This is a genomic window from Kibdelosporangium phytohabitans (assembly GCF_001302585.1).
Taxonomy (GTDB): domain Bacteria; phylum Actinomycetota; class Actinomycetes; order Mycobacteriales; family Pseudonocardiaceae; genus Kibdelosporangium; species Kibdelosporangium phytohabitans.
Window position 1 is genome coordinate 8,961,118 of the sequence record NZ_CP012752.1, and the last position, 24,074, is coordinate 8,985,191.

General features: G+C 68.4%; 23 protein-coding genes. 2 read left to right on the forward strand and 21 right to left on the reverse strand.

What is annotated here, in order from left to right:
• Window positions 1–67: 67 nt before the first annotated feature.
• The 9 genes from AOZ06_RS39900 to AOZ06_RS39940 form a co-directional block, all read right to left on the reverse strand.
• Complete coding sequence (locus AOZ06_RS39900; protein ID WP_054294102.1) at window positions 68–445, reverse strand: Rieske (2Fe-2S) protein; 378 nt, start codon at window positions 443–445, stop codon at window positions 68–70.
• A complete protein-coding gene (locus AOZ06_RS39905) occupies window positions 442–732 on the reverse strand; it encodes a hypothetical protein (RefSeq protein ID WP_054294103.1) in 291 nt (96 codons plus the stop codon). The genes AOZ06_RS39900 and AOZ06_RS39905 overlap by 4 nt, the downstream gene beginning before the upstream one ends.
• 1 nt (window position 733) lies before the next feature.
• A complete protein-coding gene (locus AOZ06_RS39910; protein ID WP_236951895.1) occupies window positions 734–1,999 on the reverse strand; it encodes an amidohydrolase family protein in 1,266 nt (421 codons plus the stop codon).
• 22 nt (window positions 2,000–2,021) lie between these two features.
• Window positions 2,022–3,185, reverse strand: coding sequence for an ABC transporter ATP-binding protein (locus AOZ06_RS39915; protein ID WP_054294105.1), 1,164 nt, complete (start codon window positions 3,183–3,185; stop codon window positions 2,022–2,024).
• 46 nt (window positions 3,186–3,231) lie between these two features.
• Window positions 3,232–4,347 (reverse strand): ABC transporter substrate-binding protein, encoded by a 1,116-nt coding sequence (locus tag AOZ06_RS39920; protein WP_054294106.1) that lies wholly within the window; start codon window positions 4,345–4,347, stop codon window positions 3,232–3,234.
• 15 nt (window positions 4,348–4,362) lie between these two features.
• Complete coding sequence (locus tag AOZ06_RS39925; RefSeq protein ID WP_054294107.1) at window positions 4,363–6,126, reverse strand: ABC transporter permease; 1,764 nt, start codon at window positions 6,124–6,126, stop codon at window positions 4,363–4,365.
• 201 nt (window positions 6,127–6,327) lie between these two features.
• The gene (locus AOZ06_RS39930; RefSeq protein WP_054294108.1) at window positions 6,328–7,380 is read right to left on the reverse strand and encodes a pyridoxal phosphate-dependent aminotransferase; all 1,053 of its coding nucleotides are present in this window, start codon (window positions 7,378–7,380) and stop codon (window positions 6,328–6,330) included.
• 87 nt (window positions 7,381–7,467) lie between these two features.
• Window positions 7,468–8,148 (reverse strand): FadR/GntR family transcriptional regulator, encoded by a 681-nt coding sequence (locus AOZ06_RS39935; RefSeq protein ID WP_054294109.1) that lies wholly within the window; start codon window positions 8,146–8,148, stop codon window positions 7,468–7,470.
• A gap of 36 nt (window positions 8,149–8,184) precedes the next feature.
• The gene (locus AOZ06_RS39940) at window positions 8,185–9,795 is read right to left on the reverse strand and encodes a thiamine pyrophosphate-binding protein (RefSeq protein WP_054294110.1); all 1,611 of its coding nucleotides are present in this window, start codon (window positions 9,793–9,795) and stop codon (window positions 8,185–8,187) included.
• Between the two features lie 79 nt (window positions 9,796–9,874).
• Between AOZ06_RS39940 and AOZ06_RS39945 the strand changes: the two genes are divergently transcribed.
• Together AOZ06_RS39945 and AOZ06_RS39950 are read left to right on the forward strand one after the other, a co-directional pair.
• Entirely contained in the window at window positions 9,875–11,038 is a 1,164-nt protein-coding gene (locus tag AOZ06_RS39945; protein WP_054294111.1) for a PucR family transcriptional regulator, read from the forward strand.
• Between the two features lie 31 nt (window positions 11,039–11,069).
• The gene (locus AOZ06_RS39950) at window positions 11,070–12,458 is read left to right on the forward strand and encodes an aldehyde dehydrogenase family protein (RefSeq protein WP_054294112.1); all 1,389 of its coding nucleotides are present in this window, start codon (window positions 11,070–11,072) and stop codon (window positions 12,456–12,458) included.
• Here the strand turns inward: AOZ06_RS39950 and AOZ06_RS39955 are convergent, their stop codons facing one another.
• The 12 genes from AOZ06_RS39955 to AOZ06_RS40005 all read right to left on the reverse strand — a co-directional run bounded on the left by AOZ06_RS39955 (window position 12,459) and on the right by AOZ06_RS40005 (window position 24,057).
• Window positions 12,459–14,108 carry an FAD-dependent monooxygenase gene (locus AOZ06_RS39955; protein ID WP_054294113.1) on the reverse strand — a complete coding sequence of 550 codons (1,650 nt, stop codon included), beginning with the start codon at window positions 14,106–14,108 and terminating at the stop codon, window positions 12,459–12,461.
• Window positions 14,102–15,061: a flavin reductase gene (locus AOZ06_RS39960; protein ID WP_054294114.1), complete on the reverse strand. Its 960-nt coding sequence runs from the start codon at window positions 15,059–15,061 to the stop codon at window positions 14,102–14,104. The genes AOZ06_RS39955 and AOZ06_RS39960 overlap by 7 nt, the downstream gene beginning before the upstream one ends.
• Window positions 15,058–15,705 carry a 4-carboxy-4-hydroxy-2-oxoadipate aldolase/oxaloacetate decarboxylase gene (locus tag AOZ06_RS39965; RefSeq protein ID WP_054294115.1) on the reverse strand — a complete coding sequence of 216 codons (648 nt, stop codon included), beginning with the start codon at window positions 15,703–15,705 and terminating at the stop codon, window positions 15,058–15,060. The genes AOZ06_RS39960 and AOZ06_RS39965 overlap by 4 nt, the downstream gene beginning before the upstream one ends.
• Entirely contained in the window at window positions 15,702–16,355 is a 654-nt protein-coding gene (locus AOZ06_RS39970; RefSeq protein ID WP_054294116.1) for an RraA family protein, read from the reverse strand. The genes AOZ06_RS39965 and AOZ06_RS39970 overlap by 4 nt, the downstream gene beginning before the upstream one ends.
• On the reverse strand, window positions 16,355–17,023 hold the full coding sequence (locus tag AOZ06_RS39975; protein WP_054294117.1) for an RraA family protein: 669 nt from the start codon (window positions 17,021–17,023) through the stop codon (window positions 16,355–16,357). The genes AOZ06_RS39970 and AOZ06_RS39975 overlap by 1 nt, the downstream gene beginning before the upstream one ends.
• A 2-nt stretch (window positions 17,024–17,025) precedes the next feature.
• Window positions 17,026–18,042, reverse strand: a complete 1,017-nt coding sequence (locus AOZ06_RS39980) for a DODA-type extradiol aromatic ring-opening family dioxygenase (protein WP_054294118.1) — start codon at window positions 18,040–18,042, stop codon at window positions 17,026–17,028.
• Between the two features lie 22 nt (window positions 18,043–18,064).
• Entirely contained in the window at window positions 18,065–19,066 is a 1,002-nt protein-coding gene (locus tag AOZ06_RS39985) for an amidohydrolase family protein (RefSeq protein WP_054294119.1), read from the reverse strand.
• Between the two features lie 20 nt (window positions 19,067–19,086).
• A complete protein-coding gene (locus AOZ06_RS39990) occupies window positions 19,087–20,547 on the reverse strand; it encodes a 4-hydroxyphenylacetate 3-hydroxylase family protein (protein ID WP_054294120.1) in 1,461 nt (486 codons plus the stop codon).
• A gap of 159 nt (window positions 20,548–20,706) precedes the next feature.
• Window positions 20,707–22,170 (reverse strand): aldehyde dehydrogenase family protein, encoded by a 1,464-nt coding sequence (locus AOZ06_RS39995; protein ID WP_335338318.1) that lies wholly within the window; start codon window positions 22,168–22,170, stop codon window positions 20,707–20,709.
• 111 nt (window positions 22,171–22,281) lie between these two features.
• The gene (locus tag AOZ06_RS57220) at window positions 22,282–22,464 is read right to left on the reverse strand and encodes a hypothetical protein (RefSeq protein ID WP_157233503.1); all 183 of its coding nucleotides are present in this window, start codon (window positions 22,462–22,464) and stop codon (window positions 22,282–22,284) included.
• A gap of 74 nt (window positions 22,465–22,538) precedes the next feature.
• The gene (cyaB, locus tag AOZ06_RS58145) at window positions 22,539–23,093 is read right to left on the reverse strand and encodes a class IV adenylate cyclase (RefSeq protein WP_054294122.1); all 555 of its coding nucleotides are present in this window, start codon (window positions 23,091–23,093) and stop codon (window positions 22,539–22,541) included.
• 280 nt (window positions 23,094–23,373) lie between these two features.
• A complete protein-coding gene (locus AOZ06_RS40005; RefSeq protein ID WP_054294123.1) occupies window positions 23,374–24,057 on the reverse strand; it encodes a FadR/GntR family transcriptional regulator in 684 nt (227 codons plus the stop codon).
• Window positions 24,058–24,074: the final 17 nt, after the last annotated feature.

The window sequence follows — 24,074 nt, forward strand, 5'->3', positions numbered from 1 at the left end:
GGAGAACGCCGCCCCACAAGGTGAGCTGCCGGATGTTGTCAGGGGAGGAAGATACGAGCACCAGCCGTCAGATCGTCACAATCACCTCGTCACCCTCCACACGGACCGGGATCGGCCGCAGTCCGACGCCGGAATGCGCCGGATGCCGTCCCGTGAGGATGTCGAATTCGAAACCGTGCCAAGGGCATACGATGTTGCGGTCGGCCGGGTGGAAGGCGGGCCCGGCGCTCTTGCGGTCGTCGCGCAGCGGTTGGATCGTCCTCGGCATGATCTTTCCCTGGCACACCGGGCCGCCCTGGTGCGGGCAGACGTTGTGCCATGCCCGCACTTCGCCCGCGTGGAGGTAGACGCCCAGTTCCAGACCGTCCACTTCGACCACGACGCGTTCGCGTTCCCGGAGGTCGGCCAGCCCGGCGACGACGACGTCGCGGTGCCCTGTGCTCATTCCGCCCTCCGGTACCAGATTGCCATGTCGAACAGGTTCACGTCGGCGGCGTCCAGCAGCGCTGTCACCAGGACGACCGTCTCGGTCGCGGTCAGGGCGTCCTCGCGGATCGGCCACGCGATCTTGCCGACTCGGTCGGTTTTCGCGGAGAACAGGCGGGCTGCCGCGTAGAGGAGGTCGGCGATGTCCTGATCGGCGACTTCGGCGGCTCGGTCGTGCTCGGTGACGTCACAGGTCAGCTCGCCCAGGCGCGCGACGAGCGAGGTCAGTTCCGGAGTGGAAGTCATGTCACGAGATCCCGGGGCGTTGCTGGAGCACGCTCGTCGCGGCGGGCTTGCGGCGGTCGGTGGGGAGGTTGAACACGCGGGCGGCGTTGAGCCCGAGGATGTTGCGCTTGGCCTGCTCCGACAGGAACGGCAGGCGCGTGATCGTCGACGGCGCGTCCCAGTCCCAGTGCGGCCAGTCCGAGGAGTACAGCAGCTGCGTCTCGGCGTTGAACGCCTTCATCCCCGCTTCCAGCAGCTCCATGCTGGTGCGTTCCATCGGCTGGCTCGTGTACCACATTTCCTTCATGTACTCGCTCGGCAGGCGAGTCAGGCCCGGGGCCTCGCTCGGGCGCATCAGCACCTCGTGGTCGAGCCGCTGCATGAGGAACGGGATCCACGCCAGTCCGCTTTCCACCCAGACCATCTTGATGTCCGGGAACCGCTCGGGCATCGCGTTGATGATCCAGTTGGTCACGTGGATCTGGTTGTAGTGCGTGAAAGACAACGCGTGCATCGACAGGAACCGGTTCAACTGGGCGAATGACGGGTCGCCCCAGTGGTAGCCGGAATGGAAGGCCAGCGGTTTCCCACTTGCCTCAATGAGCTTGTACAACCGCGTGTACACATCCGAGTGCACCGGGTTGTTGCGCGTCGAGCACACCGTGTACCCGATGATCCCCTCGTCGTCGGCGTACTTCTCGACGAGTTCCTCGCAGACCTCCGGCGTGTTGTACGGCAGGTACAACATGCCTTTGAGCCGATCGTCCTGCCGCAGGACGACTTCGGTCAGCCAGCGGTTGAACGCCCGCCCCAGCACGACCTCGACCTCGTCCTGCGGGTGCATGCCCAGCAGCAGCATCGCGCTCGGGAACACGACCTGGTAGTCCAGCCCCATCGCGTCCATGCCACGCCGCGCCGCGGTGACGAACGGGTGCCCGGACTCGCCGTCCATCGGCTCCTTGCGCCCCTGGTGCCCGATCCGCCCGCCGACGCTCTGGTGCGACATCCCGGGCTGGATGTTCAGCAGCGCGTTGTTGCCGGCGAACTTGCCGAACTGGTCCATCCCGATGTGGCGCCACACGTCGTTGTCGATGCGTTCGAGGACCTCGCCCCAGAAGTGGTCCTCCGAGACGTGCGCGTCGATGTCGACGATGAAGTAGTCGTCGTACTCCCGCTGCGCCTGTTTGGTCGCGTGGGCGAGGACATCGCGGGTGTCGGAGCGCCCGCCGATCTCGGCGAGCTCCCGGATCCGCGGCCCGTCGGAACGGGGCGTGGGAAAGTCGGGCACGGATTCTTCCCTTCGTCCGGCGTCAGCGGGTCGCGGTGGCGGCATCGGTCATCGTGGTCAGGTAGTCGTCCTCGGCAGGCGTCGCGCCCTCGTGCGGGATCACGACGGCCCGGTCCGGGTTGACGGCGAAGGTGTGGTCCTCGCCCGCCGCCGGAATCTCGTCCGCGGACAGTTCCGCCGTCTCGATGCGCACGCGCATCGGGAGTCCGTCCGCCCGCACGAGGAGGTTGACGGCGCCGCCGAGGTAGGTCCTGCGCACGACAGTGCCGCTGAACTTCCCGGTTCCAGTGCTCACGGCGGGGCACAGCCGGGCGTGCGCTGCGCGGAAGGCGATGTCGGCCCTGTCCCCCACCGACACGTCACCGGTCCTGATCCCGGAGAACAACAGCGAGGTGCCATCGACACGCATTTCGGCGATCTTGCCACGCACGTCGGTGACTTTGCCCGGCAGGATGTTCTGGAAGCCCATGAAATCCGCCACGTAGGCGGAGTTCGGCCGGTCGTACAGACTGCTGGGCGTCCCGTCCTGCACGATGACACCCTCGTTCATCACGATGATCCGGTCCGACAGCGTGATCGCTTCCTCCTGGTCGTGCGTCACGTAGACCGACGTCGTCTCGAACCGGTTGTGCAGGGACCGCACCTGCTGCCCCATCTGGTACCGCAACTTACTGTCCAGATTGGACAGCGGTTCGTCGTAGAAGATGATGCCCGGCCGGGCGGCCAGCGCCCGGGCCAGCGCCACGCGCTGCTGCTGGCCGCCCGACAGGGCGGTGACCGGGCGCTTCCCGAGGCCGGACAGGCCGACGGCGTCGAGCATCTCCTGCACGCGCTGCGCGCGCTCCCGGCCAGGCATCCGGGCGACCTTGAGCGGGTAGGCGATGTTGTCCGTGACGTTCAGGTGCGGCCACAGCGCGTAACTCTGGAACACCATGCCAACCTGGCGCTTGTCCGCGGGCACGAACACGCGCCGCGCGGTGTCGACCACGACCCGGTCGCCCATGACGATCCGCCCCGAGGTCGGCCGCTCCAGCCCGGCCAGGCAGCGCAACGTGGTCGTCTTGCCGCACCCCGAGGGGCCGAGCAACGTCACGAACTGCCCGGACGCGATCGTCAGGTCCAGCTCGTGCAGCGCCGTCAGCACGCCGTACTTCTTGGTGAGTCCCGATACCTGGACCTCGGTCATCGCAATGTGAGCTTTCTCTTCGGCCACAACGGGAACGACACCGGCGTCACTTCTTGAACGCCTGGTTGATGAAGTCGAAGTAGGGCTTGTTGAACGCGGGATCGGGGTTGGAGAACGGCAGCCGCGAAAGCTTGTCCAGCGACGGCAGACCGGCCGGGCCAGGTGCGGTCGGCGTCCGGCCGTAGGAGTTGTCCTTCTCCGCCAGCGCCTTCTGGCCCTCCGGCGAGTAGAGCCAGTTGACGTACAACTGCGCGGCCTCGGCGTGCGGCGCGTCCTTGATGGCGCACAGGGCCGACCGGGCCATGAAGTTCCCGCCGTCCTGGAGCGGGAACACCATGCCGATCGGCGCGCCCTTCTTCTTCTGGTCCTCGTAGTAACCCGAGTACACGGCGATGCCGATCGGGAACCGGCCGCTGGCAACGTCCGTGGGCACCATCGGCTCCGACTGCGAGATCTGCAGGTTCTGGCCCGCCAGGTCCCGCATGTAGGCGCGGCCCCACTTCTGCTCGTTCTCGGGCAGCATCAGCGAGGTCAGGATGTAGCGGATGCCGCCGGGCACAGTCATGTCGCCGACCGCGATCTTGCCCTTCCACTTCGGATCGAGCAGATCGTGCCAGGACTTCGGCGCGTCCTGCTCCTTGACCTCGTTGACGTTGTACACGAAACCGAAGTAGCGCAACGCGAAGTAGATGAGCCTGCCGTCGTTCTCGGTCGGGATCGTGAAGCCGGGATCGGCGGTGCGCACGTCCACGGTCGTGCAGATGTTCGGCTTCGCCGCCGCCTGGGGCGATTCGCCGCCGACGTAGATGTCCGCGATGCGCTTGCCGCTCTGCGCCTCGGCGTCGAGCTTGGTGAGGGTCTGGGCGTCGGCCTGGTCCTGCGGGAGCAGCTTGATGCCGGGGAAGCGGTTCGTGAACACGTCGTTCAGGGCCTGGTTCGCGGTCACCCCGGGCCCGTACAGCACGAGTTGGGTGTTCCCGGCCGCGAACGCCTTGTCGTACAGCTCGTTCATGTACTTGTTGGCCTCGGGTGAGGCGCCGGGTACCTCGATCGGCGAGCTCGATTTGGTGGCGCCTGCCGACGCGCAGGCGGTGAGCGCGGCGAGCAGACCGGCGGTGATCGCCAGCGCGGACGCGCGCAGTTTCGTGCGGGAGAACTCCATTGTTCGTCCTCTCGGTCAGGGGGTGAGTCGGGAAAGCGGGCCCGCGGAACGGTCGGTGCGACCAAGGAGCCGGCCGCCGAGCTTGGCGGAAAGCGCGGCGAGCGCGAGGACGGCGAACGCGGCGATCAGGATGATCATGAAGAGCGCCGCGCCCCGGGACATGTCCCCGGTGAGGAACTGCTGGAACGCGGTCAGCGACACAGGTTCCAGGCCGGGCGGGGCCAGCAGCATCGGCACGGCGAGGTTCCCGGAGATGAAGAGGGCGGACAGAAACCACCCGGCCAGGAAGCTCGGGATGACCAGCCGCAGCACGATCGTCACGAACACCCGTCCCGCGCTCGCGCCGGACATCCGGCCCGCTTCCTCCAGTTCGGGCGACAGCTGGGCCAGCGCGCCCTCGGCGATGCGACTGGACACCGGAATCGTGGCGACGACGAGCACGAGCGTCATCAGGAACGCCGAGCCGTAGAGCCCGCGGAAGGCGGGGACGTAGAGCACGGCGAACATGTAGGCCAAGCCGAGCACGACGCCGGGCAGCGCCCAGGGAATCCACACGGCGAACGAGGTGTAGTTCCGCAGCAATCCCCTGCGCCGCGCGGTGATGTACGTCGTGAGCAGCGCGATCGAGATCGAGCCGAAACCGCCGATGACCGCGAGCCACGCGGTGAGCCCGAGACTTGCGCTGAACCGCGGGTCGGTGAGCATCGTGACGTAGTTGTCGAGGGTGAAACCGGTACTGGCGACGCCGAAGATCGGCTGGAGGCTGCCGAGCACCATCGCGAACAGCGGGAGCAGGAAGTTCAGCAGCACGACCACGACGATGAGCGCGGACAGCAGCCACCGGACCGGGCCCAGCTCCTGCGGATCACGCCGCGAGGTCTTCCCGGTGAGCGTGGTGAAGCTGCGGCCCCGCAGCATCCAGCGCTGAGCGAGGAACAACAGCAGCACCAGCACGATCAGCACGAGCGAAAGCGCGAACGCCTTGGTGTACTCGGCGGGCGCCTGATCCCGGACGTAGTGGTAGATCTGCGTCGAGAAGACGTAGATGCCCGCCTGGCGGCCGATCAACTGCGGTCCGTCGAACGACTGGAACACCAGCACCGCGATGAGCAGGCCCGCGCCGGTGATCGCCGGGCCGACCGACGGCACGGTGATCGTGAAGAACGTGCGCACCGTGCCCGCCCCGCTGATCGCGGCGGCCTCGTCGAGCGACTGGTCCCGGTTCTTGAACGCGCCGAGCAGCAGCAGGTACGCGAACGGCATGTACCCCAGCGAGGTCAGCAGGATCAGCCCGCCCCAGCCCTGGATGTCCATCAGCGAACCGCTTGTGCCGAGCGCCCGGCCGAACTGGTTGAGCAATCCGTTCTGCGCGTTGCCGAGCATGATCCAGCCCAGTGTGTGGAACAGCGGCGGGACGAAGAGGTTGATCACCATGAGCGGCGTGAGCAGCCGCCGCCCCGGAACGTTCGTGTTGGCCGCGATCCAGGCGAACAGCCCGCCCCCGGCGACCGAGATGGTGCCGCACACGACTACCAGGACGATCGAGTTCCGCAGGGTCTGCCAGGTCTCGGGTGTCCTGAACGCCGCGAGGAGGCCGTCGACCGTGAACGGCAAGTTGTCCGACGGGAGCCCGTCACGGAAGGCCCCGAGCACGATCATCGCCACGGGGTAGACGAAAATCAGCGTGAGCCCGGCGAGCAGGGTCGCTTTGAGCACACCACCGGTGACCGAGCGGCGCATCGATGCCCGCCGGTCATGGTCGAAGAGGCGCTCCGTCACTGCCACATCCCTTCCGGCTGGCGATCGGGGGTCCCACCCGGGACAGACAACTCCGTCTGTCATGCCTGTGAGCGTAGGAAACTCGGATGCGGCGGCTCTTCGAGCGCCGCTCCGAAGTCCTTCCGGATTCCTCCGACACAGTGTCGGAGGAAAAACCCGCGGCCGCGCGATCATAGACACGCATCGGGCCGCGGCACCAGATCAGAGGAGGGCGGCGAGAACGGCGTCGTTCTCCTCGGGCAGCCCGATCGTCACCCGCGCCCCGCCTGCCTTCGGGAACGGCCGGGCGAGAACGCCGCCTGCCGCCAGCCGGGCCAGCAGGTCCGCCGCATCTCCGTTCAGGAACAGGAAATTCGCCTGGCTGGGCACGAAAGAGACGTTCCCGGCCATGAGCGCGGCCTCGACGCGAGCGCGTTCCGAGAGGATGACCGCGGTTCTTTCCTTCGCCACCGCCAATCCGTCCGGCCCCAGTGCCGCGACGACCGCGGCTTCGGCCACACTGTTGAGCGCGAACCCGACCGAGGTGCGACGCAGGGCTTCCGCGATTCGCGGCGCGGCCGCGGCGTAGCCGACCCGGATCCCCGCCAAACCGTGCGCTTTGGACAGTGTACGCAGCAGCACGAGATTCTCGAACTCGTCGAGCAATCCGACCGTGGCGTCCACCGGTTCCGAAGACACGAACTCGCGGTACGCCTCGTCAACGACAACCAGGACGCTCGGCGGGACAGCCCGCAGGAAGTCCCGGACATCGTCGACGCCGCGCAGCCCGCCCGTCGGGTTGTTGGGGTTGCAGAGGTAGACGATGCGAGTGTCCGGACCGACCGCGGCGAGCATCGCGTCGAGATCCATCGCGCCGTTCCCGTCGAGACCGACCTCTGTGGACTCAGCACCGGCCAGCGACAGCGCGGCCGCATACGCCTCAAAGGACGGCGCGGGGCGGACACCGTGCACGCCCGGTTCGCACACGAGCCGGGCGAGGGCGTGCAGCAGGGTGCCAGAGCCGTTGTCGATCGCGATCCGCCCCGGGTCGAGACCCATCGCCTCGGCGACCGCGGTGCGTGCCGCGACACGGTGGTAGTCGGGGTAGCGGTGGGCGATGCGGACCGCCTCGGTCATGGCGGCGACGACGACCTCTGCGGGCGCCCACGGCATTTCGTTCTGTGACAAGCGGATCGGCGGCGGCTGCGCACCGCGCGCCGAGCGATCGGGGGCGGCGAGTACTCGGTCGACCACACTGCGGAGCTCCAGCAGCATGCATCCTCCTCAAGCCGAACATTAACTGTAATGAATATACACAATTATGAGCGCGCGTCCATCTGCAAAGTTCACTGTCTTATGAGGTCAGGAGGGCTTGGCGGCCACCGTCTCGCGGCGATGCCGCGAGATCGCCGAGTTCGCGAGCTTGTGGTCCCGACGGGCGACCGCCTCGGCGAAATCGAGGTGGGTCCGCAGACGCTCCGGAGTGGACGGCGCGGTGACACCCTCAAGCCGCGCGGCGATGATGTAGTCGACCAGGTTCGTGTACAGGCTGCGCAACAGCTCGTTCGGCGACACCTGGGCGATCCGCGCGTGCAGCGCCCAGATCGCGGTGGGCCCCTCGGCTGTGCCCCATGCCGCCCGCACCGACTCCGCGCACGCGGCGATCTCGGCGATGTCCTCGTCGCTCGCGTTCTCGACCGCGTCGTGCAGCACCGAACCGTCGAGCGCGTCGAGGATGCTGAGGCAGTTCTCCACAGTCGCCTTGCCTTCGCGCAGCTGCAGCAGCTGATCGCTGAGGTGGGTGAACGGCGAGCGCGTCGCGACGAAGATCCCACCGCCCGGACCAGGCTTCGCCTCCACGATCCCGCGGGCGCGCAGCAGCTGGATCGCCTCGCTCAGCGTCGCGGGCGCCACCCCGAAGCGTGCCATCAGCTCTTGGCGACGCCCGACGAAGTGCCCAGCGCTCCAGCCCTGCGAGATGATCTCATCCTCGAGCACTCGGGCGACCTGGACAGCGACGACGGTATTGGTGATCTGCGGCAAGAACTCCTCCGAGGTGCTCGGTTGCGGCGATTTTACTCAGTGTTTCTCGTGGATCAGCGGCCACGGGGACGGGAACACTCCGACGGGCACCTTCACGATCGCCGGGCGGCGGGCCGCGATCGCCGCCGTCACGTGCTTCTCGACGGCCTCGGCGTCCTCGGCGAGCGCGAAGTCCAGTCCGAACGCCTCCGCGAGCATGCCGAAATCGGGATTGGTCAGGTCGGATCCGATGAACCGGCCGCCGTAGGTGTCGCGCTGGATCCGCCACACGTTGCCGAACCGGGAGTCCTCGAACAGCACGGTCACCAGCGGGATGCCGTACTTCTTGGCCGTCGCGAACTCCTGCATCGACCAGCCGATGCCGCCGTCACCGGTCACCACGACCACCGGGCGACCGGCCGCGCCCACCGCCGCGCCGAGCGCGGTCGGCATCCCGTAGCCGAGCGTGCCCTGGTAGCCGGGCCACACGTAGGACCGCGGCGCCTGGACCGGAAACCCGTACGTCGACACGTATCCGATCTGCGTCAGCTCGTTGACGTAGATCCCGTCCTCGGGCAGTGCGGCGCGGAGCGCGTCGACGAATTCCATCTGTGGCGCGGCCTGTTTCCGGATACGGGTTTCGCAGTCCGCACGGAGCCTGCGCAGCTCGTCACCCCAGGTCGAGCGCGACGCGAGTCGTTCGACCAGTGCCGCCAGCACGGCCACCGCGTCGGCGTTGACCGCGAGATCCGGGCGCCGGGGCGGGCGGAGGTCGGCCGCGTCGATGTTGACAAGCGCGAGGCGCGCACCGCCGATGTTCAGCTGCTGCCCGAACGCGGTCAGGAACCGGCTGCCGAACGAGACCACGAGATCCGCGGTGGCCCTCAGCTCCCACAAGGCGAACGCGGGCAGCGCGTGCGGATCCCGCGCGTCGATCGCGCCGCGTCCGTTCTCGCTCATGACCACGGGCGCGTCGAGCAGTTCAGCCAACCGCGCGAGCAGTTTGAACGCACGCGGGTCGCGCATGCCGCCGCCGGCGTGGATCACCGGACGGCTGCTCGCCGCCAGCAACTGCGCGAGTTCGGCGACTTCCGCCTCCGGGACCTGCGGCTGCGGCACCGCGAACGGCTCGCCCGGATCCAGGTCGGCCACCGTGTGCAGGAGATCGGGGCCCAGTTCGAGCGCCACGGGACGCGGCCGCCCGGTGCGCATCTGCCGGAACCCCTCGTGCACGAGATCCGGGATTTCCTCCACCCGCTCCGGCCGGACGGACCACTTGGTCAGACCGTCGACGGTGTCGCTCTGTCGCGGGATCTCGTGCAGCGCACCGAGTCCCGAGCCGACGAGCGGCGACGGAATCGTGCCGGCCAGCAGCATCACCCGCGACGAGCACGCGTAGGCCGTCGCCATTCCCGCACCGGCGTTCAGGACGCCGGGCCCGGGTACGACCATCGCGACTCCCGGCCGCCCGGACGCACGGTAGTAGCCGTCGGCCATGTAGCTGGTGGCCTGCTCGTGCCGGGGCACGACCAGCTCCAGCTCCTCGCGCATGCGGTACATGCCGTCGGTGAGCCCGTCCAGCTGCACCCCGGGAATACCGAAGACCGTGTCGACGCCCTCGCTGATGAGCGCCCTGGCGAGCGCGTCACCACCTGTCATCTGTGCCATCCGAACCCCTATCGCCAATTGTCTATAATGAATATAATCAAAGCTCGGGCGAACCGGCAACGGGTACGGAGGGCGGGCGATGAATCTCGAGGGACAGGTCCAGGCCTACGCCGACCGGCTCGGCCGGCCGGTCATCGTGTTCGACGTGGACTTCACGGTGACCGCGTTCAGCGTGCACGACCAGGACGTCGATCACGCGCGGCTGGCGATCATCCTGTCCCACAAAGGATCTTCCCGGGCCCGGCAGTCCATCCGGGACTACCGGGTGGGTCAGGCGCACGGCCCGGTCCGCATCCCGCCGCTCGACGGCGGGCAGACCCGGCTGGTCGCCCCGGTCCGGCACGACGGACGGCTCGTCGGCTACCTCTCCTCGACGATCCCGGAGGGCGACGAATCCGCCTACGAGGACGACGACGGGCTTCGCGAACGCCGAGCACAGATCGGACTGCTGCTGGCCGCCGTGGCACTCGGCAACCGCGAGGACGAGGATCGCGCGCTGCGCCTGCTCACCGGACTTCTGGAGGGCAACGAAGACCAGCGCGTCCGGGCGGCCGACGAACTGCTCGCGAGCGGTCTGCTCCCCCCGGTCCCGCACTACACGGTCATCTCGATCACCACCCCGCCCCAGGCCGAGCCCAGTTCGGCGACCCTCCGGCTGGTGCTCGACCGGGCGTTGTCGGCCATCCCCGGCTTCCGCACTCTGAAAGCGGTCGGCGCGGTGCTCGGCAGTGAAGCGGTACTGCTCGTGCCGTACGAGATCGACACCGAGCGGTTGTCGACTCTCCTGGCGCAGCCTGCCTTTTCCGGCCTGCTCGCCGGAGTCGGCGGGGCACACGCGCCACTGTCCGGTGTGTACCGATCACGGCGGGAAGCCCGGATCGCCCTGCGTGGCGGCGGCGCCGATCCCCGGTGCGGGCGTGTGGTCCACTGGCCGGATCTGGGACTGGACCGGCTGCTGCTGCAACTCCCGCTCGAAGACCTCGGCGCGGCGGATCTCCCCGACGCCGTCCGGCGGCTGCTCGACGCGCAGTCCGGCCCCGATCTCGCGCACACCCTGGAGATGTACCTCGACTGCGGCTGTGATGCGCAGCGGACGGCGCAAGCGCTGCACGTCCATCGCAGCACCCTCTACTACCGGCTGGACCGGGTGCGCGCGGTCGCCGATGTCGATCTTTCTGACGGAAAGGTGCGGCGGGAGCTGCACACCGGGTTGCGCGTGGCGACCCTCGCAGGCCTGCGTTGAACCAATGTCGTCTTCTCGGGAGGGTCCTCTCATGAACTCACTGCTGACCGCCGTCTCGGTTCCGGAGGATCGCGGGCGGCCGATCCTGGACGCCGCGACGCGGGAAGTGGTCGGCTACGCACCGGTGCACACGGTCGACGAGCTGGCCGCCGCGATCTCCGCCGCCGCCGCCGCTCAGCCCGGCTGGGCCGATCTCGGACACGCCGAACGGTCGCGGCTCCTGCACGTCATCGCCGACGACATCGACGCTTGTGCTGAGGAACTCGGCGAGATCATCACCCACGAGCAGGGCAAAGCCGGTGGCGCCGGAGAAACCCACGCCGCAGCGCACTGGTTGCGGGCCGCAGCGGACACGGTGCTGCAACCGCAGGTGTTGCAGGACGATGGCGCGTCGCGCGCGGAGTTGCACTACGTCCCGCTCGGTGTGGTCGCGTCCATCGGCCCATGGAACTTCCCTGTGATGATCGCCGTGTGGCACCTCGCACCGGCGCTGCGGATGGGAAACACAGTGGTGCTCAAGCCGTCCGAGAACACCCCGCTGAGCGTTCTCGCCCTCGCCGAGATCTTCCGCAGGCACCTCCCCGCGGACGTGCTGACCGCGATCTCCGGGGATCGCGAGGTCGGCGCCGCGCTGGCCGCGCACCCGCGGATCGCCAAGATCGTGTTCACCGGGTCGACGGCGACGGGTCGCCGGATCGTGGCGGGCTCGGCGGGCAACCTCGCCCGCCTCACCCTGGAACTCGGCGGGAACGACGCCGCGATCGTGCTGCCCGACACCGACGTGGACGCCGTCGCCGACAAGCTTTTCTGGGCGGCTTTCATGAACACCGGCCAGGTGTGCGCGGCGCTCAAACGGCTGTACGTGCACGAATCGATCTACGCCGACGTCGTCTCGGCGTTGGCCGAACGCGCTGAGAAAGCGCCCATGGGCCCAGGGAGCGACAAGGCGAACCGGTTGGGACCGGTGCAGAACCCCGCGCAGTTCGAGATCGTGACCCGGCTGGTGGCCGACGCCCGCGAACGCGGCGCCCGCATCGTCACCGGTGGCGAGCCCGCGACGGAACTGGGACCGCTGTTCTACCGTCCGACGATCGTCGCCGACGTCGAGGACGACGCCGCCGTGGTCGGCGAGGAGCAGTTCGGCCCGGTGCTGCCGGTGATCCGGTACGCCGAGGTGGACGACGCGATCCGCCGGGCCAACAGCACCGACCAAGGCTTGGGCGCCTCGGTGTGGGGCCCCGATCCCGACAAGGCGGAGGCGGTGGCGCGGCGGATGGAGGCGGGAACCGTGTGGGTCAACCAGCACGGCGGGGTCGATCCGGCGATTCCGTTCGGCGGGACGAAGTCCTCGGGCTACGGGCTGGAGTTCGGCGTCGAGGGACTGAAAGCCATGGCCGCCACCAAGGTCATCCGCCGCTGATCAACCGGGGTTCGCGCCGCGCAGCTTCTCCCACAGCTGCGCGGCCCGCTCCCTGTCCGGCGCACCACCCCGCCAGACCACCGTCTGATCCTGACGAACCAGGGTGATCGGATGCCGATACACCTCCGGCACCACGTCCACCTCGACGACGCCGAACGGGATCCCCCGGCGGTCCGCCTCCTCGGTCAGCACGGCAACGTCGGCACCGCGCCGGACAACAGCGGTGTAGCCGGGTGAAAGGTGGTCGTACAGCGAAGATCCGTCAGCAAGAGTGAAGTGCGGTGCGCGGCAACCAGGCACCGTGGACGGAACGTAGGTACCCATCGTGTAGCCGGGGGCGTCCTCGCCGTCGTAGGCGATGATCGGGGAACCGTGGTAGGCGTACCCGTAGTTCAGCCCGGCGGCGGCGAACTGCGGCTCGTTCAGCTCGCGCACCGCGGTTCCGAAGGCCTGGCGCGCCGCCTCCCCTTCCGGGGTGTCGTCCTCAAGCGCCTCGGGAAGTCCCGGGCGCGCAAGCTTCCGCTGGTGGTCCATCGCGAAGTGCGACACCTGCTCGGTGATCGGCCGCCGCTCGGCTTCGTAGGCGTCCAGCACTCCTTCCTCGGCCCAGCCGGCCAGATGAGCGCCGAGCAGCCAGGTCAGGTCGAGCACATCCGCGATACCGGCGTTCATCCCGAAACCCGCGAACGGCACCCACAGATGGGAGGCGTCGCCGGCGAGGAACACCCGGCGGTCGCGGAAGCGGTCGGCCAGCAGGCGACGCGCGACCCAGTCCTCCTTCGAGACGACGTCGTACTCGAACGCCTCGTCCACCCCGAGGATCGCGCGGATCGCCGCGTCCCGGTCGACCGAGCCCTCAGTCCCGGCCTCCTCGGGCGACAGGTAGGTGTGCACGAGGAACGTTTCGCTGCCGTCGATCGCGTACACGTGCCCGACGCGGCGGGCGTTGAACGTGTAGTAGCCCCACGCGCGCGGCTCGTCGGCCGACATCAGCGAGTACAGCTCCGGCGCGCGGACGCAGGTGGACTGCACGTGCTGGAGTACCGGATCACCGCTGAGCTTCGCGCCGATCTGTTTGCGCACCGCCGAGCGGCCGCCGTCCGCACCGATCAGGTAGCGGGCGCGCAGCGTGCGTTCGTTTCGACCATCCACATCGGACACCATTGCCGAAGCTGACGACCCATCCTGTTCATGCGAAAGGAACTTGGTCCGGTTGAGCAGCGTCACCCCGGACGCGGCCGCGGCATGCCGGGCGAGGATCGGTTCCAGGAAGGTCTGGTTGATCCGGTGCGGCGGTTCCGGCGTCGCCCAGTTCGTGTCGGGTCCGGTGCGGGAGGTGTACCGCTCCCCGCTCGCCGGGATCGGGATGCGCGACAGCTCCCGGCCGGTCAGCGAGGTCCGGAACGCGACGTCCTGCGGGTAGTCGTGCGGGAGTCCGGCCGCGCGCACCTCGGCGGCGATCCCGAGCCTGCGGAAGCTCTCCATGGTGCGCGAGGCGACGTGGTTGCACTTGACGTTCGGCGGTTCGAGGAACTCGCGTTCCTCCACCACGATCGCCGACACGCCGCGGCTGTTCAGGTCCAGCGCGGCGACCAGGCCCACCGGGCCCGCGCCGACGATGAGGACGTCCGCGTCCACGGTCCTCAACACTGAATCCCCTGCGCGACCACGCCGAGATGCTCGGTCATCAGCCTGCGGGCGGCGGCCTCGTCGCGGCCCTCGATCGCTTCGAGGATGCGGCGATGCGCACCCACCGTCCGGGTCGCTCGCTCGGCGTTGGTGTGCACGGCATACACACTCTCCCGCGGACGGTTGAGGGCGCCGACCGACGCGGCGATCGCCGGGTTCCCGCTGAGCAGCCCCAGCCGGGCATGGAATTCCAGCGACAGCGGGTTGTACCGGCCGACGTCCTGGACGTGTTTCTCCGATTCCTCGACCAGTGCCCGCAGTTGCGCCACCTGGTCGTCGGTGGCTTCGCGCGCGGCAAGCGCGGCGGCCGCGGGTTCGACCGCGTGCTGGGCTTCCAGGAGCTGATCGGTCCGCATACCGAGCAGGTGCAGTTGGACGGAAAGCGAGTCGGCGATGCGGCCGATGTCCGCCCCGCTCCCCTCCGCACCGAGTTCGTGGTACTCGCCGGACCAGTACAGCAACGGCTGCCCGGTTCCGCCGCCCGCCGCGACGACCTCCCCGACCAGGATGATGTGGTCGCCGCCGCTCAGCATCGTGTGCACGGTGCAGTCGAACCAGCTCAGCGCGCCGGTGACGACCGGCGCTCCGGTGGCCTCCCTGTGCGTCTCGACCTCGTCGAACCGGTCCTTGCTCCGGCCGCGTCCTCGGCGGGCGAAGCAGGCGGACACCTCCTGCTGGTGACGGCCGAGCACGTTGATCGCGAAAACCCCGCTCGCGCGGATCTCGCCGAGGATCGGACTGTGCACGTTGATCGAGACAGTCACCAGAAGCGGGTTCAGCGACAGGGAAACGAACGACGTCGCCGTGATTCCGTAGAGGTGCCCGTCGAGCGCGGTCGTCACGACTGTGACACCGGAGGCGAACCTGCCAGCCGCCTGGCGGAAGCTGTCGATTCGCTCGTCGTCGGCAGTCATGGGTTCACCTCAGCACGGATCGGGGAGCCGAGACGACGAAAGTCGTAGACGTCCAGCGTCGTCTCACCAGAACGGAGTCGATCCATAAAGGACACCTCCTTCGCCGAACGGGCGCGGGACGCGTCCAGGACGCGGTCGTACTCCACTGCCGGAAGCGCGACGATCCCATCCCGGTCGGCCACGATGATGTCGCCGTGGCGGACCACCCTGCCGCGCAGGCTGATCGGGAGCCCCACTGTGCCCGGCCATTGTTTGACCGTCCCGCGGATCGATATCGCGGTGCTGAACGCCGGGAAGCCCAGCAACGCGAGCTGCTGCGTGTCCCGCACGCCGCCGTCGATGACCAGACCCCGGATGCCACGTGCCTGCGCCGCGACGGCCATCACCTCGCCCCAATACCCGAAGGGCGCGCCACCGGCGTCCACGACGAGCACATCGCCGGGACCGGCTGCCTCGATTCCGTGGTGCAGCGCGAGGTTGTCGCCGATCTGCGCCGATACCGGCACCGCGCGGCCGACCACCTGCGCACCCTCCCAGGCCGGTCGGAACGCGGCGTCCAGGAAACAGTCGAGACCGGAAGCCTCATACAGGGTGGCCGTGCCCAGTGTCAACAGTTCCGGCGTGTCCCCGTCCAAAGTGGTCATGTGTCCGCCCGCTGCAGGTCGTGGTAGCCGTACTTCGCGCGAGCTTCGGCGATCGTCACGCCGCTGAGAGCAGCGGCGAGGATCGCCTCCTCGCGCGTGTGGATCATTTCGGCGGTCTCCAGCACCTGTTCCTCGCAGTCTCGTGGAATCACCACGACGCCGTCGGAGTCGCCGATCAGGAGGTCGCCGTGCCGGACGGTCACGCCGCCGATGGTCACCGGTCCGCGTTCTTCGGCCACCTCGACCCGGTCCTTGCCGGTGCGCATGAAGCGACCGCGGCTGTAGATCGGGTAACCGATGGACAGCGCCCGGTGCGTGTCGCGGCAGACGCCTTCGATCACCGTGCCCGAAATGCCGCGCTGGTGCGCCACCGCAGTGAGAATGTCGCCCCACACGGTGCAATCGAGCCGGCCGTCGTTGTCGAGCACGACCACTTGGCCCGGCTCGACCTGGTCGATGTAGTCGCCGACGGTCCCGGCCGGGACCTGCGCGCTCACGTACCGAACGGTGAACGCGCGGCCGATCATGCGCTGACCGTCCGCCAGCGGAGCCAGCCCGATCAGGCTGCCCGGACGCTTGAGCTTGTCGAGGGCGTCGGAGACGGTCGCGGTGCCGAGCACGGCGAACCGGTCGAGGATGGGGTCGGACATCAGCGCTGCTCCGCGGTGACCGTGGGGAACTGGGAATCGTGCATGACTTCCTGCACGTCGCGGCCCGAGCGGACGGCCTCGGCCATCCGGGCTTCGCGTTCCGCGATGCGCTGGGCGAGGCCGATGACGCGGTCGGCGTCACCGGCGGCGATGAAGACGACTCCGTTGACGTCGGCGATCACGTAGTCGTGCGCGGCCACCGATACACCGGCCACCTGGATCCGCTCGTCCATGGCTTCCTGCACGATGCGCCCCCGCGCGCTGACCGGAACGGCCGTCCGCGCGAAGATCGGGAGCGCGAGCGCCTCGCTCTCCTGAACGTCACGGCAGGCACCGTCGACGATGACGCCCGCCACACCACGCCGTACCGCCGCCTCGGCGAGCAGGCCGCCCCAGCAGGACACATCCGTACGGCCGTGGTTGTCGATCACCACCACGTCGTCCGGCTCGGTGATCGCCACCAGCGGCGTCGCGATGTGAGTCGCCGGTCCGGCCGTCGCCTTGGGGGCGGCGGTGACGGTGCGCACACGCCCCGCCAGGACCGTGCCCGCGGGCCACATCGGGGTCAGCGCGGTGACCGCGCCGGGCAGCCCGACAGTGTCCAATGCGTCGGAAACCGCACAGCTGTCGAGTCCGCGCAGTGCGGCGACGATTTCTTCGGGAGACATGGTCACTTCCGTTCCCAGGTGAGGAAACACATCGCGTTGCCAGTGCCTGCCTCCGTGCGGTAGCACGGCACATAATCGGCGCTCGTCACGTCAAGGCCCGCCTCGTCGGCAATCCCGGCCACTGCGATCCAGTTGCGCAGCTCCGAAGCGCCGGACCGCATCTCGGCGGCCGGAACCGTGGTGAGGTAACCCGCGTCGTGGTCCCGCAGTGCCTGGATGAAATCCTGGTCCAGCTTCTCGTCGATCACGAAATGGCTGAGCCCGCCTGACGCGACGACGCCGACGCGCAGATCGCCGGGGAACGACCGGATGGCCCGGCCGACCGCGCGACCGAAGTCATAGCAGCGCTTGGCCCCTGGCGGATTCGGCTCCCAGAACGTGTTGATGAACACCGGCACCATCGGCACCGTCGACTCCTGCCCGAGAAACCGCTGGTAGACGAATCCGAACCCGTGCGGGATCGTGTGGTTCTCGTATCGGCCCGCCGGGATGACCTCGGTGGCCCCGGTGTCGAAGTCCTCGGCCTGGGTGGACTGGATGATGTGTTTGCCGAGTGCACGATGCGTGGGCCGCATGATCGTGCGGTCCGGGACATCGCCGGTCGCGGCCTCGGCGAGGCCGGGAGCCATCGCGTCGAGCTGCTCCTGCGTGAACGGCACGTGCGCGACCTCGTCGCCCCAGTACACCGAGAACGGCGCGAGCCATTCGTCGCCGTACGTTTCCTTGTGGTCGCTGGAAACAATGACGAGGACGTCGACATCCTGCGCGTGGACGAAGTCCGCCAGCCGGTCCATCGACTGCTGGCAGCTGTCCCAGCGCAGTCGCATCACCTCAGTGGTGATCTCGGGCGAGAAGTCCGCACGCAGCTCGCGCAGTTCCTCGTAGGTGTACGTTCCGCCGCGGAACTTCAACCCCTTGCTGTCGCGGTCCGCCTTCCCCCTCGTCGCCCATGCTTCCGGCGGCGGGGCCTTGAGCTGCGGTCCGTGCGAGGTGCCGAACCCGGCGACGATCTCGGCCATGGTTGGTCCTTCCTCTCGCTGCTCACAACCGGAAGAGTGCGCGTGCGTTGTTCTCAAGGACGTCGGCGCGACACTCGTCGCCGAGCCAGTCGATGTCGTCGATGAGCAGGTGGATGTCGTCGAACCAGCGGCCGGTCGCAGGGTCGATCTGCGAACCGGTCCCCGGCTTCTCCGATCCGAACAGCACCCGGTCAGTGCCGACGACCTTCATGAGCAGCTCAAGACTGTCCTTCGTGTACAAGCATGAGTCGAAATGCAACTGGCGCAGTTTGTCTAGATAGGACACTCCGGTGCGCACGACTGACGGCAGGAACCGGCCCACCTGGTACGGGATCGCTCCCCCGCCGTGCGAGACGATCACCTTCAGCTCAGGGAAATCCTTGAGCACGTTGGCGTTGACCAGGCTCCACACCGCCACGGTCTCTTCCTGGATGAAGTGCAGGCTGTACGGCTCCCGGGCGGGTGGCTTGCACCCGGCCGCGTGCAGGAGCACGGGCACGTCGAGTTCGCACAGGACCTCGTACACCGGGTACCAGTACCGGTCCCCCAGCGCCAGCGGGGTTTCCGTGCCCTCGTGCGGATCGGTGTTGAGCATCGCGCCGACGAAGCCGAGTTCGGTCACCGTGCGACGCAACTCGGCGGTCCACTCCCGGGGCGTCAGGTCCGGGCTTTGCGGGAGTCCGGCAACGCCCTTGAACCGGCCGGGAAACAGCTCGGTCGCGCGGTGGATGAGGTTGTTCGTCTCCTCGGTGAACCACTGCACGAGCTTCGCCGGCCGCTCGCTGTGCATCATCTGGAACGGGCGGGGCGAGATCATCTGCAGCTCGATCCCCGCGCCGTCGAGGTGCGAGAGGTGCGAGATGTCCCCGAAGCTCGGATGCGGGTGGTGATACGCGGCAACGAGCGCGTCGTCGCTGATGGCCGGTGGTTTGCCGCCGTGCGCGCCGCGGTGCGAGAGCAGCGAGGCCTTCCAGGCGTAGAAGGCGTCCGGCGCGGACATGTGGCCGTGGACGTCGATGATCACGGAACGCTCCCTCGGATATCTCAGGCGCTCGTGAGCGGCTTGCTGATGAGTTCGTCGACGCGCGCGTCCGTCGCCGACGTGTCGTAGAAGCGCAGCAGCCGCGTGCGGCCCGCTCCCGGGTCACCCCGATGCAGGTACTCGTAAAGCTCTTGGCGCATCCCGAAACTCGACCCGGCGAGCTCCCAGCCGAGCCGGAACAACCGCGCCTTCTCGGCGGCGCCGATGTCGTGGCCGCGCATGTAGAGGTCCAGGAACGGGCGCAGCTCGGGGTTCGCGAGATCGGCTTCCGTCGGCTGCATGATCAGGCCGGAAGCGGCGATCTGGCGCAGGATCTGCACCATCCGCGCGGAGATGTCCGCCGACCAGAAGCCCACGCCGTTGCTGTTGCCCGGAGCGAGGTGCCCGGCAGGCGTCACGATCGCGTCGGCCTCGGCGCCCTTGATCGCGAGTTCGAGGGTCTGGACGTAGGAAATCAGTTCGCCGAGCTGTTCCTGGATGCCGCGGAACGTGTCGACGCCAATGGAGTGGGCCAGCTTCTTCGCCACCGAGGTGAAGAACTTCATCCGGGCGAGGAAACGGATGTGCGTGCTCTGCAGGCTCCAGACGTTGATCCTGCTCAGGCCCTTGAGCGCGCGCAGGGAATCGCCGAGCAGGAAAATGCGTTCGCGCGGCAGGAAAACGTCGTCGAAGAACAGCATCGCGTCCTGCTCGTCGTACCGGTTGCCCAGCGGGTGCGCGTGTCCGCTCTGCGGTGCGCCGAGCGGTTCGCGCAACAGGATCTTCAGCCCCGGTGTGTTCATCGGCAGGGCGAACCAGATCACGAAGTCCTCCGCGCCGCGCGCGGCTGTGACGCCGTTGAGGTACACCAGAACCTCGTGGGAGAACGGCGCGAGCGTGGCCAGTTGCTTGGCCCCGCGCAGGATCACGCCGTCCTCGCGCTCCTCCACGACCCGCAGGGCGAGATCCGGGTCGTCGAGCGGGCTGGCGCTGCGGTCGATCTGCGGATCGCCGAGGGCGTGCGTCAGCACGAGGTCGTTCTCCATCGCGAAACGGTGATAGTTCCGCGCGTTCTCCCCGAAGCCCTCGCGGTTCTGTTCGAGCTCGTCGGCGTAGTCGACGAGGCCCGCGACCACGTTCGACATGAAGTCGGGCGAACGGCCGAGCTGCCCGAGGCTTTCGCGCATCCACCATTCCGACGCGGCGAACTTGGCACGCAGCTCCTCCCGGTTCTTCGGCAGCGAAAAGGCGTAGCTGACTTCGTTGCCGGTCTCCTCCGACTTGAACAGCGTCGCCTGCCTCGCCTCGGGGGTGGCGAAACGCAGATCGAGCAGGCGGGCGAACTCGTCGACGGTCGGTTGCAGCGCCGGGTGTTCCGCGACGTTCTCCACGCGTTTCCCGTCGAGCCAGACCTCGCGGCCGTCGTGGAGACTCCGTTTGTACTGCTCGCCGGTCAGCGCCCCGGTGGCACCGGAAATGTCCATGTACTCCGACTCCTTAGTCTGACTTGGCAGGCCCGCACCGGGCGACAATTCGAAGTTACGGAACCTGCTCCGGCACGGAATCGGTCCGCTGCGGGAATCTCCGCCGCACTTGTCCGACACTGTGTAGGAAGGCGCGACGCGGTGTCGGAAAGCCTGCGCTCAGCCCGGGATCGTCGGAATCGTCACCCACTGCCAGTAGGTGAACTCGTCGAGGTTCCACTGGCCGCCGTGCCGCCCGCCGTTGCCGGACGCGCCGAGCCCGCCCATCGGGATGTGCGCGGCGTCGTAAATGGTCTGGCCATTGAGGGCGATCATTCCGGCTCGCAGACGCGCGGCGAAGCCGAGGCTGCGTGCGATGTCGCGACTGTGGATTGCCGCGGAAAGGCCGTAGTCGGTCGCGTTGGCCAGCGCGAGCGCTTCCTCTTCCGTCGAGAAGCGGGTGACCGGGGCGACAGGACCGAAGATCTCGCTGTGGAAGGCCGCGTTGTCAGCGGTCACGCCGTCCAGCACGGTTGGCTGGTAGAACGCCCCCTCGTGCGCGGCGCCACGCACGACCCGGGCGCCACCGGCGATCGCCGCCTCGACGATTCCGTGCACGCGCTCAGCCTGCGTGGCCGTGATCAGCGGGCCGAGCGTCGTCCCAGGCGCCTGCGGATCGCCGAGGCGCAGTTTCCCGGCGGCTGCGCTGAGCCGTTCGACGTATTCGTCGGCGACACTCTCGTGCACGAGATGTCGTCCGGTGGCCATGCAGATCTGTCCTTGGTGCCGGAACGAACCCCCGGCGCCGCCGACGACCGCCCGGCCGAGATCGGCGTCCGCCATGACGATGAACGCGTTGTTCCCGCCGAGTTCCAGCACCACCCGTTTGAGCAGACCACCCGCGACCTCACCGACGCGCCTGCCCGCGGCCGACGAACCTGTGAACGAGATCGCGTTCGTGTGCCGCGAGCGCACCACGGCCTCCCCCGTGTCGGCACCACCCGGCAGCACGTGCAGGACACCCTCGGGCAGGCCTGCGCGCTCGAAGACGTGGGCGATCACCGCACCACCGGAGAAGGCGGTCTTCACGTCCGGCTTGACGAGCACGGCGTTGCCGAGCGCGATCGCCGGAGCCACCGAGCGCATGGCCAGCATCAGCGGTGCGTTCCACGGAGCGATCACGCCGACCACGCCGACCGGGATCCGCCGGGCCAGGCCCAGTGTCGTCGGATCTTCCACCGGAAGGAGATCGCCCTGCGACATCGTGACCAGACCGGCCGCGGCAACCAGTTCGTCGATGGCTTTGTCGATCTCGTGCTTCGCCTTCGCCGGCAGCGATCCGCTCTCACGCACGAGCACGTTCTCGATGTCGGCACGGATGTCGCGCATCACGTCCGCGGCGCGCATCAGGACGTCGGCGCGGGTGCGGTAAGACGCGCGGCTCCACTCGGCCTGCGCCGCCACCGCGGCCGCACCGGCCCGCTCCACGTCGTGCTCGTCGGCGATCCCAGCCAGCCCCACCCGCCCGCCGTCCCCTGGCGAGACAACCGGTAGCGTGCCTCCGCCGCCGACCCGCCAGCCGCTGGAGTAGATGCGCCCGTTTGCCTCGTCCAGGTCCCACCGGGCCATCGTCGTCCCTGCCATTCCTCGTGAGTTGCGAAGATCTTCGCGACACTAGGTCAGGGCAGCCCCCGCTTCATCGGCTCGGCGGCGCAAGTCCCACACTGGCGGTCCGACACGGTGTCGGAACGCCTGTCACTGCGCACCCGGTTCGCCCGTGCGGAAGAACTTCACGCTGGACACCTCGCCGACGACCAACCCGGACGGCAGCACCGGCCTGATCACGCCCTTCCCGTACGGATTGCTCTCCATGTTGAGCATGGACCGGGATGTGCCCACCCGGAAGCAGCCGTCCACGGGAGCCGACTGCGCCGGCACGGTCAGCCTGATCCGTAGGCGCCCACCAGGTCCGTCAACTCTTCATTCGGGCCAGAGGCAACGGCGATGGGCTGTCAGTGTTCACGGCCGATGAGCATGTGCGGGTAGCCGCGGTCGATCCGCTCGCCGAGCTCGACGTTGAGTCCGGCGATGAACTCGTCCAACCGGGCGGTGGCCTCCTCGACGGAGTCCGCATCCCCCTTGAACTCGAACTCGACGAAGTCACCGGCGTGCAGGACCTGGTCGAACGCGACCTCGACAGTCGGCATCGTCCACTCTTCCCGCGTCTTGTCGACCGTCACCAGCGGCAGGAAGTCCAGCATCTGCAGCATCCGCCGAACGGCCTCCACATCGTCCACCATGGACTCGAACTCGTCGGCGTGTGTCTTGGTGATCGCGTCGACGGGGAGCCAACGCTTGTAGTTGATCGAACTGCCGCGCTCGTCGGTGCGCACCCGGAACCATTCGGAGATGGCATCGGGCGCGAGGAAGTCGCGATGCGGCGCGTTGAAGTACTGGTCGACCTGGTGCGTCGGCTCACCTGGCTTCCCGCCCAACCGGCGCAGCCGGGTCTTCAAAGCTTCCACGTCGGCAACCGCGTATTTCTTCTCGACCTCGACGTACTGCACGATCAGACCTCGCAGGGGCGCTCGCGTGAGTGGAACAGGGCCTTCATTCTCCAGCCGGCCGCCACCGGGTCTCACAGCGCCCCTGTGCACTGAATTTCGCTCGGGCGGGCGCAACGGCTGCCCTGCGACCAAGTGATGTCCACAGTGGACAGCAAAGTGGAAGGTGCCGTCGTTCGCCGCGTGCCGCGCCCGGGAGTTCGTGGCCGCGGGCACACTCCGGTAGCCCCGTACACACTGATACTCCAAGATCGCCCGGAGGAGCGAGAATGGGCGCAGACCTTCACCGGTCCTCGGCCCTGCGCCGCGTTTGGGTGGCCAGGAGTTCGTCGAGGAAGCCGCCCGCTTCAGCGGCAGCCAGCTCCGCGTCCTTGGCTTCGATCGCTTCGAGCAGCCCGCTGTGGCCGATCGCGGCGATGTCGCCGCTCGGTTCCGCGGTGGCCGCGACGCTGGCCGTGACCACCTCGGTGACCCCGTGGTACAGCTCGGCGAGCAGCGTGTTATGTCCACTTCGGACAACCGCGAGGTGGAATTCCGCGTCGATGTGGGCGAAGTCCCCGGTTCGGCGTTCGGCGTGCGCGCGGTCCCGTCTGGCGAGCAGGTCGGACAGGGTGGTGAGGTCCTCTTCGGTGCGGTTCAGGGCGGCGAGCCGGGCGCCTCCCACTTCGAGCGCGCGTCGCACCTGCAGCACCTCGTGCAGTTCCGAGCCGCACAGCCTGCGGATCGCGCCGGAGACCTCACTGGTCGCCCTGACGTAGGTGCCGTCGCCCTGGCGTACTTCGAGCAGCCCGCTGTGGGACAGCGCGCGCACCGCCTCGCGGACCGTGTTCCGCCCGACGCCGAGCAAGGCGACCAGTTCCGGCTCGGTGGGAATGCGCTCGCCGACCGGCCACTCACCTGCCGCGATGGCCGTGCGGAGCCGCCCGATCACCTCGTCGACGAGGCCGGAACGTCGTGCGGTGGCCAATGCATGGGCTGCGTCCT

What these genes read in the sequence shown, in the direction of transcription:
- AOZ06_RS39900 (WP_054294102.1), bottom strand. Translation starts at nt 445, where the DNA reads ATGAGCACAGGGCACCGCGACGTCGTCGTCGCCGGGCTGGCCGACCTC.
- AOZ06_RS39905 (WP_054294103.1), bottom strand. Translation starts at nt 732, where the DNA reads ATGACTTCCACTCCGGAACTGACCTCGCTCGTCGCGCGCCTGGGCGAG.
- AOZ06_RS39915 (WP_054294105.1), bottom strand. Translation starts at nt 3,185, where the DNA reads ATGACCGAGGTCCAGGTATCGGGACTCACCAAGAAGTACGGCGTGCTG.
- AOZ06_RS39920 (WP_054294106.1), bottom strand. Translation starts at nt 4,347, where the DNA reads ATGGAGTTCTCCCGCACGAAACTGCGCGCGTCCGCGCTGGCGATCACC.
- AOZ06_RS39930 (WP_054294108.1), bottom strand. Translation starts at nt 7,380, where the DNA reads ATGCTGCTGGAGCTCCGCAGTGTGGTCGACCGAGTACTCGCCGCCCCC.
- AOZ06_RS39940 (WP_054294110.1), bottom strand. Translation starts at nt 9,795, where the DNA reads ATGGCACAGATGACAGGTGGTGACGCGCTCGCCAGGGCGCTCATCAGC.
- AOZ06_RS39945 (WP_054294111.1), top strand. Translation starts at nt 9,875, where the DNA reads ATGAATCTCGAGGGACAGGTCCAGGCCTACGCCGACCGGCTCGGCCGG.
- AOZ06_RS39950 (WP_054294112.1), top strand. Translation starts at nt 11,070, where the DNA reads ATGAACTCACTGCTGACCGCCGTCTCGGTTCCGGAGGATCGCGGGCGG.
- AOZ06_RS39960 (WP_054294114.1), bottom strand. Translation starts at nt 15,061, where the DNA reads ATGACTGCCGACGACGAGCGAATCGACAGCTTCCGCCAGGCGGCTGGC.
- AOZ06_RS39965 (WP_054294115.1), bottom strand. Translation starts at nt 15,705, where the DNA reads ATGACCACTTTGGACGGGGACACGCCGGAACTGTTGACACTGGGCACG.
- AOZ06_RS39970 (WP_054294116.1), bottom strand. Translation starts at nt 16,355, where the DNA reads ATGTCCGACCCCATCCTCGACCGGTTCGCCGTGCTCGGCACCGCGACC.
- AOZ06_RS39975 (WP_054294117.1), bottom strand. Translation starts at nt 17,023, where the DNA reads ATGTCTCCCGAAGAAATCGTCGCCGCACTGCGCGGACTCGACAGCTGT.
- AOZ06_RS39980 (WP_054294118.1), bottom strand. Translation starts at nt 18,042, where the DNA reads ATGGCCGAGATCGTCGCCGGGTTCGGCACCTCGCACGGACCGCAGCTC.
- AOZ06_RS39990 (WP_054294120.1), bottom strand. Translation starts at nt 20,547, where the DNA reads ATGGACATTTCCGGTGCCACCGGGGCGCTGACCGGCGAGCAGTACAAA.
- AOZ06_RS39995 (WP_335338318.1), bottom strand. Translation starts at nt 22,170, where the DNA reads ATGGCAGGGACGACGATGGCCCGGTGGGACCTGGACGAGGCAAACGGG.